The 14400-nt window shown below is 56.4% G+C and carries 11 protein-coding genes and 1 tRNA gene; 8 read left to right on the top strand and 4 right to left on the bottom strand.

Annotated elements, in window-relative coordinates; genetic code table 11:
- The first annotated feature begins 7 nt into the window (after positions 1 to 7).
- Positions 8 to 1204, top strand: a complete 1197-nt coding sequence (locus G6L01_RS10415; protein WP_070164563.1) for a hypothetical protein — start codon at positions 8 to 10, stop codon at positions 1202 to 1204.
- Between the two features lie 448 nt (positions 1205 to 1652).
- On the opposite strand, the gene G6L01_RS10410 is transcribed toward G6L01_RS10415, so the two are convergent.
- Positions 1653 to 1728, bottom strand: a tRNA-Ile gene (locus G6L01_RS10410).
- 161 nt (positions 1729 to 1889) lie between these two features.
- On the opposite strand from G6L01_RS10410, the gene G6L01_RS10405 reads away from it, so the two are divergent.
- On the top strand, positions 1890 to 2636 hold the full coding sequence (locus tag G6L01_RS10405; RefSeq protein WP_070164562.1) for an SIMPL domain-containing protein: 747 nt from the start codon (positions 1890 to 1892) through the stop codon (positions 2634 to 2636).
- Between the two features lie 106 nt (positions 2637 to 2742).
- Here the strand turns inward: G6L01_RS10405 and G6L01_RS10400 are convergent, their stop codons facing one another.
- Both G6L01_RS10400 and G6L01_RS10395 read right to left on the bottom strand, forming a co-directional pair.
- Entirely contained in the window at positions 2743 to 3381 is a 639-nt protein-coding gene (locus G6L01_RS10400; protein ID WP_081356533.1) for an outer membrane protein, read from the bottom strand.
- Between the two features lie 298 nt (positions 3382 to 3679).
- A complete protein-coding gene (locus tag G6L01_RS10395) occupies positions 3680 to 4543 on the bottom strand; it encodes a DMT family transporter (RefSeq protein ID WP_070164560.1) in 864 nt (287 codons plus the stop codon).
- A 107-nt stretch (positions 4544 to 4650) separates the two neighbouring features.
- Here G6L01_RS10395 and G6L01_RS10390 point away from each other — a divergent pair, with 107 nt between their 5' ends.
- The 5 genes from G6L01_RS10390 to G6L01_RS10370 all read left to right on the top strand — a co-directional run bounded on the left by G6L01_RS10390 (position 4651) and on the right by G6L01_RS10370 (position 8805).
- Complete coding sequence (locus G6L01_RS10390; RefSeq protein WP_070164559.1) at positions 4651 to 6054, top strand: aminotransferase-like domain-containing protein; 1404 nt, start codon at positions 4651 to 4653, stop codon at positions 6052 to 6054.
- 80 nt (positions 6055 to 6134) lie between these two features.
- Positions 6135 to 6566: a plastocyanin/azurin family copper-binding protein gene (locus tag G6L01_RS10385; RefSeq protein ID WP_015916566.1), complete on the top strand. Its 432-nt coding sequence runs from the start codon at positions 6135 to 6137 to the stop codon at positions 6564 to 6566.
- Between the two features lie 185 nt (positions 6567 to 6751).
- A complete protein-coding gene (locus tag G6L01_RS10380) occupies positions 6752 to 7573 on the top strand; it encodes a thermonuclease family protein (RefSeq protein ID WP_081344036.1) in 822 nt (273 codons plus the stop codon).
- A 381-nt stretch (positions 7574 to 7954) separates the two neighbouring features.
- A complete protein-coding gene (locus G6L01_RS10375; RefSeq protein WP_041696822.1) occupies positions 7955 to 8179 on the top strand; it encodes a hypothetical protein in 225 nt (74 codons plus the stop codon).
- 146 nt (positions 8180 to 8325) lie between these two features.
- Positions 8326 to 8805, top strand: a complete 480-nt coding sequence (locus tag G6L01_RS10370) for a hypothetical protein (RefSeq protein WP_139190208.1) — start codon at positions 8326 to 8328, stop codon at positions 8803 to 8805.
- A gap of 173 nt (positions 8806 to 8978) precedes the next feature.
- Here the strand turns inward: G6L01_RS10370 and G6L01_RS10365 are convergent, their stop codons facing one another.
- Complete coding sequence (locus tag G6L01_RS10365; RefSeq protein WP_070164556.1) at positions 8979 to 10235, bottom strand: AGE family epimerase/isomerase; 1257 nt, start codon at positions 10233 to 10235, stop codon at positions 8979 to 8981.
- A 257-nt stretch (positions 10236 to 10492) separates the two neighbouring features.
- Here G6L01_RS10365 and metH point away from each other — a divergent pair, with 257 nt between their 5' ends.
- Positions 10493 to 14266, top strand: a complete 3774-nt coding sequence (gene metH / locus G6L01_RS10360; protein WP_070164555.1) for a methionine synthase — start codon at positions 10493 to 10495, stop codon at positions 14264 to 14266.
- Positions 14267 to 14400: the final 134 nt, after the last annotated feature.

Genomic DNA, 14400 nt, shown 5'->3' with positions numbered 1-14400 from the left:
TCTGCTGGTGGCAAAGTCGCTCAACTTCGAAGCGTGGCGTCTAGCCACGCCTGCGGAAATGTCTGAGTTTTTGAATGATCGCCCTACGTCGCCGAAACGGCGGCGCAAGTCATCTGCCGCGCTTGTCGTTAGAACGCGAATAAAGCCAGTCGACATCTACGCCTATCTTCGCGCTCGGTTCGGTGAACCCAATGGGTTACAGAATTTTAATCGCCGCGACGATAGCGACAACTGGATACATTGGGATTTCGACCTTAGGGCTGATGAAGTTCGCGTTTCCATCACAGGGACCTCGCGGGAAGTTCATTTTTTGATCTCTGAACCGCTGAGCGACGACGAATGGAAAGCACTTATTGTCGGATTGAAGGCTGAGTTCGCGCGGACAGCCAAGGCCAAGTCCGAGATGACGAAGTCATTTGAGAAGTTCGTCGTTTTCCAGAACAAATTCCTAACTCTTGCGGAACTCTGCGCAGAAATGCATGAGGCTATAAGTGACGCGCGTTCTATTCCGCTTTCGCTTCCCCGAACCGACACAAAACGTGGGGTACAACGTTACTCTAACGCACTCAAACAAATGTCTAAGCGTGCGACCGATCTGTACGGCGATTGCCTCAAGTTGCGTATGCTGACACCAGTTATGGCAGAGGCGTTTATCAATATGGTCATTCTGGTGTTCTGCAAGGATGGGGTGCGCAATGATCCAGTGCGATACGCTGCATTCATCCGAGCCACAATTCCCGAACGTCTTGCTCTACTCAGCGAAAACTGCGATGGCTTCTCCAGGCCGATTGACCAAACCTCTGCCGAATATGGCGGATTTAAGCGGGTGATGGACAAGCGCAATTTCGCAATTCATGGCAATGTGGAACCCGTGCGCGAGCAGATAGAGACAGTTTTTTTCGAGGGAAAGCGCCCTCTTTTCAATGAAAGCGGCGACAATCTCGTCAAGTTCTTCGAGCATCTCGATCAGATAAATGCACCAAAGGAAGTCATCGCTGACTATGAGGCGGTGCACCTCTTTCTCGTGGTTCTTGTCGATCACCTTTCGCCTAGAAACAAGTGGTTCTTTGAGCAGGTGATAAATGACCCCTTTCCAGGCTACGAACTCCGCAAGAAGAGAGTCACAAAGATCCTCCCGAACCATGAGGTGATAGCTCTGATACCGGGGCTCCGCTACGATGATGACCTCAGCGTGACATGGTGACCGCGGCGGCGTTTCTGCTTTCTGATGCCGAGTCCTACGGGAGAAACCACTCTGGGTCACTTCCGCCCCTCGGGCTTCCGTCGATAGCATTTTCGCTTATCGCTATACGTCCCCAATGTTGGTTCATCCGAATGTGACCCCGATCGGATGTCAAAGCCATTCTAAGGGCACCTCATCTGATTAAATCGAAATGGCAAATTCCATGTTCGTGGCACCGGAGCTTATGAAAATCGACGCATTTACATCGCTTCTAGCAAATTTCATTTTTCCAGTTCTTCGTGTCAAAATTCCGGAAGTGCGCGGCGAGCTACACCGATCTCAAATCTAAAGCGTTCGTGCGGCTAGGCGCTAAAATTCGACGGTAGGATTGCGATTTTTATTTTTCCGGATCTGCGTGTCAAAATTCCGGAAGTCCGCGGCGAGCTACAGCTACAAACAGCAAGGATAGTGGTGGGCCTGGAGAGACTCGAACTCCCAACCAAGCGGTTATGAGCCGCCAGCTCTAACCATTGAGCTACAGGCCCGGCCTGGCGCGTGGCCGGCGGTGGGGTTGGCAATGGTTCCAACGTCCATGGTGACGCTCTAGCGGAAAACGTGGGGTGCGACAAGTGTTTGCCGCAATGGTTTTGCAATAGGTTGTTTAGAGTGAGGTTGAGCAATCAGAAAGCGGAGCTTGGGAGACGAGATGGTGAATTTGGGTGCGGTTTTTGGCCTTGGGCGGCTTGGCTTTGTGTTGGCATCTCTGGCTTTTGTTTCTCCGGCTATGGCGCAGGAGGCCTCACGGCAGGAGGCGGTCATTAATGTATCGGGCGAAGGGGAGGTCAGTCTGGCGCCGGATATGGCTTTGATGCAATTGGGTGTCGTGACTGAGGCTGCCGAGGCTGCGCAGGCGTTGAAGGACAATAACGAGGCTTTGGCCAAGGTTTTGAAATCTCTTAAGGACAAGGGATTGGCGGATCGCGATCTGCAAACATCCGGCTTTCAGATTACGCCGCGCTATCGGCAGGAGCCGGAAGACAAGGCCGATAGCCGCCCGCCGGTTATTGAGGGCTATTCCGTCAGCAATGGGCTGACGATCCGGGTGCGTGATCTGTCCAAGCTGGGAGGGGTAATCGATACGTCCGTCGGGCTTGGCGCCAACCAGGGTGGAGAGATCCGCTTCACCAATGACAAGCCGGAAACGGCCATCGATGCGGCCCGCAAATCCGCCATGGCGGATGCCTTGGCCAAGGCGAAAGTGCTGACGGAAGCGGCGGGTGTCAAGCTTGGCCGAATCATTTCCATCAATGAAAACGCAGCGCGGCCCTTTGAGCAGGGCATGATGATGAAAGCCAGCATGGCCCGGGATATGGCGCCCGCGCCAACGCCGATGGCAGCAGGCGAGAATACCTATCGTGTGACCGTGAATGTCAGCTTTGCATTGGAGCAATAGCCCACGACAGCCTCGTGACGATTTCAATTTCCGGCATGATGCTATGCTTTTGGCCAAATAAAAAAGCCCCGGTCGTTAAACCGGGGCTGATTTCTAAGGGAGTCTATCAGAATTTGACACCGATGCCGAGATTGACGACATTCTGCTTGCTGTCGAAATCGATGCCGCTAATATTCTTGGTGCCGAAATCGTTGTAGCGATATTCGAGGCGGGTAAAGATGCGATTGGTAATCGCATAATCGACACCAGCGCCGATGGTCCAGCCGTTCAGGGTCTTGTCGAAATCGCCGGATGAAGACTTGATATAGGTTCTGTCTGCCGTCCAGCCGCCAGCCACAAATAGCAGGGTGCGGTCAATGGCGTAACCGGCGCGGGCGCGGGCAGAGCCGGAGACATCCATGCCCACCTTGACGCCGGAATAGTTGTTTTCGTTCCAGTCGTAGTTCACGTCGGCTTCTACGCCGAGAATCACGTTGTGGCCGACATCGAAGTTCCAGCCACCAAACCCGCCAATGCGGCCGCCATCGAAATTATCCGAGAGCGATGCGCCGCCCTGCGAAAGTGTGGCATCCAGCCAGCCGTAGCCGCCGTAAACACCGACATAGCCGCCTGCCCATGAAAACGCTGCGGGAGTTTCAACAGCAGCAGGAGCTGTCGGAACCTGGTCGACCGCATCGGCGGCCATGGCAATGCCGGTCGATACAAAGAGGGTTGCAGCAGTTGCAAGGAGGGTCATTCTATTCATAGTCGTCTCCACTCGTTTAATAGGTGAGTGGGATATAATCTATTCATTTGCGTGTATGTAGCAAAAATATCACAATATATGCAATTATGAGCTTTAAATTCCGCAAAGAAGGCCAATACACACCTTATTCGAGTGTTTTTCTGTCAGATTTCCCGGGTTTTTGCTGTTTCTTTCCCTCCGATAGGGCAGGGAAAAACCTGTGCATTCTGTTTTTGTGATGAATTTTTAGTTATTGGGGTGAGGGAATGCCCAGGGCGCTGAGCGCCTTGGTGTTCTTTTGGCGGGTTTTTGGTGAAGGCTACAGTGTCGCCCTTCTGGCGCCAGTCACGCAGGCAACAACGGCAAGGGTGGTGACCAGCATGGAGGCGCTGACGGTTTCGTGGAGAAGGGCGGCGGCGAGCGCCAGGCCGAAAAACGGTTGCAGCAATTGCAATTGACCGATGGCGGCTATGCCCCCCTGGGCAAGGCCGCGATACCAGAAGATGAAGCCGATCAACATGCTGAACAGCGAGACATAACCGAGTCCGAGCCAGGCACCGGCGGTGACACCACTCAGCGTTGGTGGCAAGGTGAGGGCGGCGGCCACGACACTGATGGGCAAAGCCAACGTCAGCGCCCAGCAGATCACCTGCCAACCGCCCAAGCGGCGCGACAGTCTTGCGCCTTCGGCGTAGCCAAGGCCGCAAATCAGGATGGCGAGGACCATCAGTAGATCGCCATAGGATGCGGTGGCGGCCCCTTGAGACAGTGCAAAGCCGATCACCAGCGCGCTACCGAGGCCGGAAAACAGCCAGAAGATCGGCCGCGGACGCTCACCGCCCCGCAGAACGGCAAACAGTGCGGTTGAAAGTGGTAATAACGCGATGAAAACCAGCGAACGGGCCGAGGGTATATGTTGCAAGGCGTAGGCCGTCAGTAAGGGAAAGCCAATCACCACGCAGAGCGAGACCATGGCGAGCGCCGCGATCTCAGCGAGGTTGGGTTTTGCTGGACGAAAGACAAGCAGCAGGCCGCAGCCGAGCAAGCCGGCTATGCTGGCGCGGGCGACGGTCAGAAAAACCGGATCGAAACTGCCGATCGCAGCCCTTGTGGCGGGAAGCGAACCGCTGAAGATCAGCATGCCCAGAAAACCATTGATCAGCCCGCTCGTCGTCTTGTTCATGTGATGCTCCTGTTTTTGGTGTTCTTGCGCCGAGGTGATGGTTATGCCAGAGACGGTGCAATACAATTTTGCCAAACTGTTATGGGTGTTTGAGCAATACAGAGGCGATGGTGAGCGATTTGGACGCGCAGGGAGCAAGCCGGATAGAGACGGTAATGGCGGCTATTCGGACGCGTATTTCCTCCCGAAGTCTGGCGACGGGCGCGCGTCTGCCTTCTGTGCGCGGCTTTGCCAAGACTATGCAGGTTTCGGTTTCCACGGTGGTGGAGGCTTACGAACGGTTAGCGGCGGAAGGGCTGATCCGCTCGCGGCCGGGCTCCGGGTTTTTCGTGGCGGCGCCCTTGGCACCGCTGTCCTTGACCAATCTCGGGCCTCGGCTGGAGCGGGAGATCGATCCTTTCTGGGTCTCTCGCCAATCGCTGGAAACCCGTGGCGATATGCTGAAACCGGGATGCGGCTGGCTGCCGCCTGATTGGTTGCCGGAGGCGGCAATTCGGCGCGCGCTGCGCATGCTTGGCCGCGCCGATGGTGCTGTGCTAACGGATTATGGTTCTCCGTTGGGTCTGCCGGGGCTTCGGCAATTGCTGTCGCGGCGGATGGCCGATCATGGGCTGACGGTCGCAGCGGACGCGATCATGCTGGCGGAATCCGGCACCCATGCCATTGATCTGGTCTGCCGGTTTTTTCTGGAGCCGGGCGATTGCGTTCTGGTCGATGACCCCTGCTATTTCAACTTTCACGCCCTGCTGCGGGCGCACCGCGCCACCATCGTCAGTGTGCCTTATCTGGCGGATGGCCCGGATCTGGAGGCGTTCGCAGCTATTGTCGAGGCGCATAAGCCGCGGCTCTATATTACCAATTCTGGCGTGCATAATCCCACCGGCGCAAGCCTTTCGGCGGTGAATGCTCATCGGCTGCTGACCCTTGCCGACCGGGCCGACCTGACCATCGTCGAAGATGATATTTTTGCCGATTTCGAAGATGTCGCGTCTGCGCGGCTGTCGGCCTTCGATGGATTGAACCGAGTGGTGCAGATCGGCAGTTTTTCCAAGACATTGTCGGCCTCGGTGCGCTGCGGTTATATCGCCGCCCGGCGTGATTGGATTGAGGGTCTGACCGACTTGAAGATTGCCACGAGTTTTGGTGGCGGGCGGCTTTCCGCCGAGCTGGTGTTGGCCGTGCTGACGGATGGTGGCTATCGTAAACATCTTGAAGGGCTGAAAACCCGGCTGGCCGCAGCGCGCAGCACTGTGGCGGCGGAGTTGTCGTCGCTTGGCTTCACGCCCTGGCTCCAGCCGAAGGCGGGACTTTTTCTATGGTGTAAAATGCCTGATGGGATCGAATCGGGCGCTCTGGCGCGGCATTGCCTTGACGATGGCGTCATTCTGGCACCCGGCAATGTCTTCAGCCTGTCGCAGAATGCGGGCCGGTTCATGCGGTTTAATGTGGCACAGACCATGGATGCAAGAGTGCTGAGCTCATTGAAGGCGGGTTTGCAGCAATTGCGGTGAAGGGTGCGGCGCGTTCAGAGCGCTGTCAGCAATGATCATCATAGGTGGTGCCAGAAGAAACCCAATCAGGAGTTTACACCATGATGTTCAAGACCGGTCTTTACGCAGCCCTTATTGCCACGAGCCTTACCGCATCGGTAGCTTTTGCGGCTGAAACCCAGATCAAGGTTACTGAAACGGGTGAGGGTGGTGGCGCCATGGGGCTGAAGATGGAGCCTGCAACGGTTGCCGCCGGTCCGGCGGTGTTCCACGTTCATAACGATGCCATGTCGGAAGACCATGAGATGATCGTGGTAAAACTGGCGACGCCGGATGCCAAGATCCCGCTTGATACAGCCAAGCATCGGGTTGACGAAAAGAAGCTGAAAAGCCTTGGCGAAGTGTCGGATCTGAAGCCCGGCGCCGATGGCAAGCTTAAGGTGACGCTGAAGCCGGGCAGCTATCTGGTGTTCTGCAATATCAAGGGTCACTACGAGGCCGGTATGCAGGGCACATTGACCGTTACGCCCTGATCGGCAGCCGGTGATCTCTTTACCTCTTATGATAAGCCCGCAGCGATGCGGGCTTTTTCATGCCTATCTCGCGGGCTGATGCAGAGACATGCTGTTTCATTTTGGATAACTGTTTTCTCCTGAAGGCGCCAACCTTTTAGAAACTCTTAACGACGATAATGCCGCCATTCGATAAGGAGTAAAACATGGCGGCTAGAAAAGCAGCGGGAGGGGCAAGGCGCGGGGGCGCAAACAAACGCCGGGCATCCGGTGGGTCAAGAGCAAAACGGGCAGGGTCTGGCGGCAGCCTTTGGCCTTGGTTTGGGGCGCTTGTCGTGGTGGTGGCTGGCGTTTCGGCCTATGACCACCGCAAGGAATTGCCTGGGCTGATCGACAAGACGTTCGGAACAGGTGGCAAATATACTGCGCAATTGCAGGGCCATGCGCCCCGCGAAACCAGTAGCCGCAGCGAGACTGGCCCGGTTCCGCCCGCAAGCGTTCCAACACCGATGGCGCGCAGGCTCGATCCGACGCCACTGCCACCGGCCACGACGATGATACCGACCGCATCGATGATGCCGCGTTCGAGAGATGACAGCCCCTTGCCGCCCGCCACCACGCTGGTACCGGGACAGGTCGTTGCCTCCCTTCAGCCGCGCGGGGTCGATAAGCAGCGGGTTTCCGGCAAATTCTATTATTGCGGCACGAGCGGGCTCGACAATTGCGTTGTCGATGGCGACACCTTCTGGGTCAACAAGACCAAGATCCGGGTTGCCGATATCGATGCGCCCGAAACCGAACAGGCAAAATGCAAATCCGAGCGCGACCGGGGCTTTGCCGCCAAGGTACGATTGCGTGATCTGCTCAGCGCCGGCAGTTTCGATCTTTCTCCCTTTGGAATGCGGGATGAAGACCAATATGGACGAAAATTGCGCGTGGTGAGCCGAAATGGTCGTTCACTCGGCGCGATGATGGTCGATGAGGGATTGGTCAGGCCCTGGACCGGCCATCGCCAGCCCTGGTGCTGAGAGAGTTTGCCCTAGGAAAAGTGGAGCTCGGTTTTCCCGAAAAGAAAAACGAAAGAAGCCAGAGTTTGTTTGGTTCAATCTGAACCTGACACAGTCTGACTGTTTTTTCTGTGCTGTTCTGAGTGATACACGTCTATGTTGTACCGTTTCGTGACGCACGCCTCCAAAATTTGCCAGTCTTGCCACTTTTACGCCATCTGCACGACATCAGATCGTAACACCTTGGCTTTATGCTTTCCTCCATAAGCAGAGAATAAAAAACTTTTGGAACTCATGGAGCAAAATCCGGTTTGCGGCGTTCCTAATTGTTTGCTGACTTCAAAGAAGCCTAAGGCAAAGATTGCGCGGCACGCATAACACGGACAAAGGGAGAAAAGACCAGTGACCTACGATATGACTGACCTGACCATGTCCGAAGTTCTCAAGGACCCAATGATCCGTCAGCTCTTGCGGGCAGACGGAGTATCTCTCAGCGCTTTTGCCGTCCTGCTGGATGATGCGGCCCGCCAGCGTAATCTGGCCTTGCGTTGCCGCAAAGCAGGCGTTCCCGCAGCCCATGTGATCGACAGTCTTTCTCATGTGCAGGCGCCTGCCGACTGCCTGTAACGTTTGACTTTAAACTGTGCCAGCAGCGCCGTTTCCAATGGCCGCTCTTATTCTGCCGCGATGACCACGCAAGGTTCGCGGCAGTTTCGTTTTCTACCAAGACTCACGGTCTGAAGTTTAAGCGAGCGTAAGGGTTGGCAATGAAGATGGCTCGGTTGTTTTTTGCGCTGTCCGTGGCTGCCATTGGTTCTGCGACAGTTGTCTATGCCGCAGGTGCCAAGGAAGCGACCGATCCGCAGTTTGCTTCGGTCAAGGGGCGATGCCTTAGGGTTTCCATCGGTGATCAGGATCTGACCAAGGCCTGTTCTTCTGAAATTGGCCGTAGCCTGCATAGCGATGGCCGCTCCGGCCTTTATTTCTTCATGGGTGCCACGCATATCATTACCTTTACGGGCATCCCCTCCAAGGAAAAGTCGCGCGACAAGAGCCAGGTTGAGACGCTCAAGCTGGACGAAGTCATCCTCAATGACGGAAACACCAAGAGCGGCTTGCAACGGATCGCTGCCAATGGCGCCTGCAATACCAGCCAGATCAATAACGACCGGTTTCTGGTGGCTTGCACTGGCACGCTGCAAAAAGGCACGAAATTCTCGGCCAGTTTCGAAATCGACAAATCGTTGAAATAGAGCATTTCCAGGAAAAGTGTGAAGCGGTTTTCCGTCCGGAAATGCGAGAGCAAAGACTTTGAGCATTTCCAGGAAAAGTGTGAAGCGGTTTTCCGTCCGGAACTGCGCAAATGCACCCGTTAACCCGCCTTCGGACAGAAGGCGGGCTTACAATAGGTGATTGTGCTCTCGGATTACACGTCCAGCGGATAGTCCTGGATAACCTTGGTCAGGCTGCCTTCGGCTGGAAACAGCGGGATGAGGCAGGCTTGAAGAGCGTGATAGATGTCACCCTTGCCAGGGAACAGGCTGTTTGATGGCGCGAGGTCTTCGGTCATTTCTTCGTGCCAGCCGCCGAATTGCTTGTCGATGGTGTTGTTGGCGATGAAATTCCAGATCTTGCGGTAGTTTTCCTCGTTCAGGTCGCGGCCCTGGTGCTGGTTGAGGTAATGGGCAGCGCCTGCGGCCTCACAAAGCGGCCACCACAGCTTGAAGGTCTTGGCAGGCACGTTGTCCCAATCCAGCGTGTAGTAAAAGCCGCCCTTCTTACGGTCCCAGCCCAGCAGCATCGATTGATAGAACAGGCCGCTTGCCGCTTCCGGCATCCAGTCATGCTGCTTGCCGGTCAGTACCCAGAGTTGCAACACCAGACGCGCCCATTCCAGCCAATGGCCGGGCGTGGTGCCGGCGGGGCGGAACATTTCATTGGGGTGATAGTAATTGCGGTCCACCACCCATTCCTCATCGAAATGTTCGGCAACGCGGAAGGCTTCTTCGCGGGCGCGGCGGTTGATGATCAGATCGGCGATCCGGGTGGCCTTGTCGAGATAATGCTGCTCGCCGGTCGCCTCGAACGCTGCCATCAGCGCTTCGGTGAGATGCATGTTGGAATTCTGGCCGCGATAGCCGGGCACGGGTTGCCAGTCCTGCGAAAATTCCTCGGCAATGGCGCCGTGGCGCTCCTCCCAGAATTTGGTCTCCAGCACCTCAGTAATGTCTTCCAGCATCCGGTCGGCCAGCGGATGGCCGACGGTTTTGGCCGACGAGGCGGCCAGCAGCACGAAAGCATGGCCATAGCCCTGCTTGGAGCCATCGGCGACGCCATCGTCGTTCAACTGCCAGACATAGCCGCCGTTCTTTTCGTCACGATGTTTGCGCCACAGATAACGCATGCCGTGGTCTACCACATCGGCAGCGCCGGGACGGCCCAGCAGATCGCCGATGGCATAGCAATGCACCATGCGGGCGCTGGCATGGATGCCACGCACCGGATTGTCTGTCGTCAACGGTTTGCCATCGCGGGCAAGATCGTAGAAGCCGCCCTTGGGGTTGATCGCTGCGGTCTGGAAGAAATCAAACAGGCCATCGGCCTGATCCAGCAGCCATTTGCGATGGTAAGGCCGTCCGCTCCATTGGTCAGCCAGCGGTTTTCCTTGATTGACGTTCGACATATCATCCTCCACGCGGTACAAAATCGCCCGTGTCTATACTGCATAATCGACGAAATCGAAATCGATTTAAGGAGAAAATTATCCAGCAGCCATAGAGTGTTACCGCTCCGTTCACCCTTTATGATAGACTGTGCCGCAATGCGTTTGGAAGCTGCGGTGGCAGATGAACGACGCGATCTAATGACGCCGCGTATATTGACATAAACATATCTTTATGTGATTGGGTACGTAACCCTGGGAACGGAAGGAAGTCGCTCATGCTCGATCAATTGTTTGGACGTGAAGGGGCGAACCGCGACGGCGCAGAGATTCTCAAAGCCCTGCAACAGGCAGCGCGTGAGCGTATTCTGATCCTCGACGGGGCCATGGGCACCGAAATTCAGGGCCTTGGCCTTGATGAAGATGATTTTCGCGGCGAGCGCTTCATTGGTTGCGCCTGCCACCAGAAGGGCAATAACGACCTTTTGATTCTGACCCAGCCGGATGCCATTGAAGACATCCATTTTCGCTACGCCATGGCGGGTGCGGATATTGTTGAAACCAACACCTTCTCCTCCACCCGCATCGCCCAGGCCGATTATGAGATGGAAGGTGCTGTCTACGATCTCAACAAATATGGCGCGCAAGTGGTGCGCCGCGCCATTCTGCGGGCCGAGCGTGAAGACGGCAAGCGCCGTTTTGTGGCGGGCGCGATTGGCCCAACCAACCGCACAGCCTCGATTTCGCCTGATGTGAACAACCCCGGTTACCGTGCCGTCTCCTTTGATGATCTTCGCCGCGCCTATGGCGAGCAGATCGATGGTTTGATTGATGGCGGTGCCGATCTCATCCTGATCGAAACCATCTTTGATACGCTGAACGCCAAGGCGGCGATTTTCGCCTGCGAGGAGCGCTTCATTGCCAAGGGCATTCGCCTGCCGGTGATGATTTCCGGCACGATCACTGACCTTTCCGGCCGCACGCTGTCTGGCCAGACCCCATCGGCTTTCTGGAACTCTGTGCGCCATGCACGTCCCTTTACCGTGGGTCTCAACTGCGCCTTGGGTGCCGATGCCATGCGCCCGCATTTGCAGGAGCTTTCGGGCATTGCCGATACGTTCGTCTCGGCTTACCCCAATGCTGGTCTGCCCAATGAATTTGGTCAGTATGACCAAAGCCCGGAATACATGGCGAAATTGGTGGAAGGCTTTGCCGAGGAAGGCATCGTCAACGTGGTTGGCGGCTGCTGCGGCTCCACGCCAGCCCATATTGCGGCCATTGCCGATGCGGTGAAGGGCAAGGCACCACGCCAGCCAGCAGAGCATCGCCCGTTCATGTCGCTCTCGGGCCTTGAGCCTTTTGAGCTGACCAAGGAAATTCCCTTCGTCAACGTGGGTGAGCGCACCAACGTTACGGGTTCTGCAAAGTTCCGCAAGCTGATCACCGCTGGTGATTACAATGCCGCCCTCGTGGTGGCCCGCGATCAGGTGGAAAACGGCGCGCAGATCATCGACATCAATATGGATGAAGGCCTGATCGATTCGGAAAAGGCCATGGTTGAATTCCTCAACCTGATTGCCGCAGAACCCGATATTGCCCGCGTTCCTGTCATGATTGACTCGTCCAAGTTCCAGATCATCGAATCCGGCCTGAAATGCGTGCAGGGCAAGGCCATCGTCAACTCCATCTCGCTGAAGGAAGGCGAGGAGAGTTTTGTCGCCCATGCTAAATTGGTCCGCAATTACGGTGCCGCTGTTGTCGTCATGGCCTTTGACGAGCAGGGGCAAGCGGATACCTATGAGCGCAAGGTGGAAATCTGTTCCCGCGCTTATAAAATCCTCACCGAAGAAGCGGGCTTCTCACCGGAAGACATTATCTTCGACCCCAATGTGTTCGCGGTTGCCACGGGCATTGAAGAGCACAACAATTACGGCGTTGATTTCATTGAGGCCACCCGCACCATCCGCCAGCGCATGCCACTGGTGCATATTTCCGGCGGTGTTTCCAACCTGTCCTTCTCGTTCCGTGGCAATGAGCCGGTGCGCGAGGCCATGCACGCCGTGTTCCTCTACCACGCCATTCAGGCGGGGATGGATATGGGCATTGTCAACGCCGGTCAGCTGGCGGTGTATGAAAGCATTGATGCAGAGCTGCGCGAAGCCTGCGAAGACGTGGTGCTGAACCGCCGCGACGATGGCACCGAACGCCTGCTGGAAATTGCCGAGCGCTATCGCGGCACGGGCGAGGCGAAAGCGCGTGTGCAGGATATGTCCTGGCGCGAACTGCCGGTGGAAAAGCGGCTGGAGCATGCGCTGGTCAACGGCATTACCGAATTTATCGATGGCGATACCGAAGAAGCCCGGCAGAATGCGGCGCGGCCTTTGCACGTCATTGAAGGCCCGCTGATGGCGGGCATGAATGTGGTGGGCGATCTGTTTGGCGCGGGTAAAATGTTCCTGCCGCAGGTGGTAAAATCCGCCCGCGTGATGAAGCAGGCAGTGGCCGTGCTGCTGCCTTACATGGAAGAAGAAAAGCGCGCCAATGGCGGCACAGGCGAGCGCGAAGCCGCAGGCAAAATCCTGATGGCCACTGTGAAGGGCGATGTGCATGACATTGGCAAAAACATTGTCGGCGTGGTCTTGGCCTGCAACAATTACGAGATCATCGACCTTGGCGTGATGGTGCCTGCGGCCAAAATTCTGGAAGTGGCGATCAAGGAAAATGTCGATATCATCGGCCTTTCCGGCCTGATCACTCCATCGCTGGATGAAATGGTGCATGTGGCCGCTGAAATGCAGCGCCAAGGCTTTAACGTGCCGCTGCTGATTGGTGGAGCCACCACCAGCCGCGTGCATACGGCGGTGAAAATCCATCCGCAATATCAGAAGGGCCAAGCGGTTTATGTGCTGGACGCCAGCCGCGCCGTGGGCGTTGTCTCGTCCTTGCTGTCGCCTGATACCCGCGACACCACCATTGAAACCCTACGGGCTGAGTATGCCAAGGTGGCCGATGCCCACGCCCGCGCCGAGCTGGAAAAGCAACGCCTGCCAATTGCCCGTGCCCGTGCCAATGCCGCCAAGGTGGATTGGACCAGCTACAAGCCGAAAAAGCCAAGCTTCACCGGCATCAAGGTGTTTGACGATTACGACCTCAAGGAATTGGCCAAGTACATCGACTGGACACCTTTCTTCCAGACATGGGAGTTGAAAGGCCGTTATCCCGCCATTCTGGAGGATGAAAAGCAAGGCGAAGCCGCACGCGCACTCTATGCTGACGCGCAAGCCATGCTGGAAAAAATCATCGACGAGACATGGTTCCGTCCGCGTGCCGTCATTGGCTTCTGGCCTGCCAACAGCGTTGGGGATGATATCAGGCTGTTTGCCGATGAAGAGCGTAGCCAGGAACTGGCCACCTTCTTCACGCTGCGCCAGCAGCTCTCCAAGCGCGACGGCCGCCCAAATGTCGCCTTGAGCGATTTCGTTGCCCCGGTTGATAGCGGTGTGGAAGATTACGTCGGCGGCTTTGTGGTCACGGCAGGTATCGAAGAAGTGGCGATTGCCGAGCGTTTCGAGCGGGCCAACGACGATTACTCCTCCATCATGGTCAAGGCATTGGCTGACCGCTTCGCCGAAGCCTTTGCCGAGCGCATGCACGAGCGCGTGCGCAGGGAATTCTGGGGCTACGGTGCGGATGAGACCTATACGCCAGAAGAGCTGATCTCGGAATCCTACGCCGGTATCCGCCCAGCTCCCGGCTATCCAGCCCAGCCCGACCACACCGAAAAGGTCACGCTGTTCAACCTGCTGGACGCCACCGCCACCACTGGGGTGACATTGACGGAAAGCTACGCCATGTGGCCCGGCTCCTCCGTCTCCGGCCTCTACATCGGCCACCCGGATAGCTATTATTTTGGCGTGGCCAAAGTGGAGCGTGATCAGGTGGAAGATTATGCGGCCCGTAAAGGCATGGAGGTGCGCGAGATTGAGCGTTGGCTGGGGCCAGTGCTGAATTACGTGCCGAAGGTTGCTGTGGATGAGGATGCTGCGGCGTAACGTCGTCAAGGCGCATCAGGTGCCGTTATTGGTTGTTGTGTTGCGTCAAAGCATTATGATGTGATCTGGCAAACAGGGTCTTTCACGTTGGGTGAAGGATCAGAGGGTTCGCGGATTGCAACTTTTTGTCTCGG

This window comes from Agrobacterium vitis, from assembly GCF_013337045.2.
GTDB lineage: Bacteria > Pseudomonadota > Alphaproteobacteria > Rhizobiales > Rhizobiaceae > Allorhizobium > Allorhizobium vitis_B.
The sequence above is the reverse complement of the archived record's forward strand: the minus strand, read 5'-3'. Positions and strand labels throughout refer to the sequence as shown.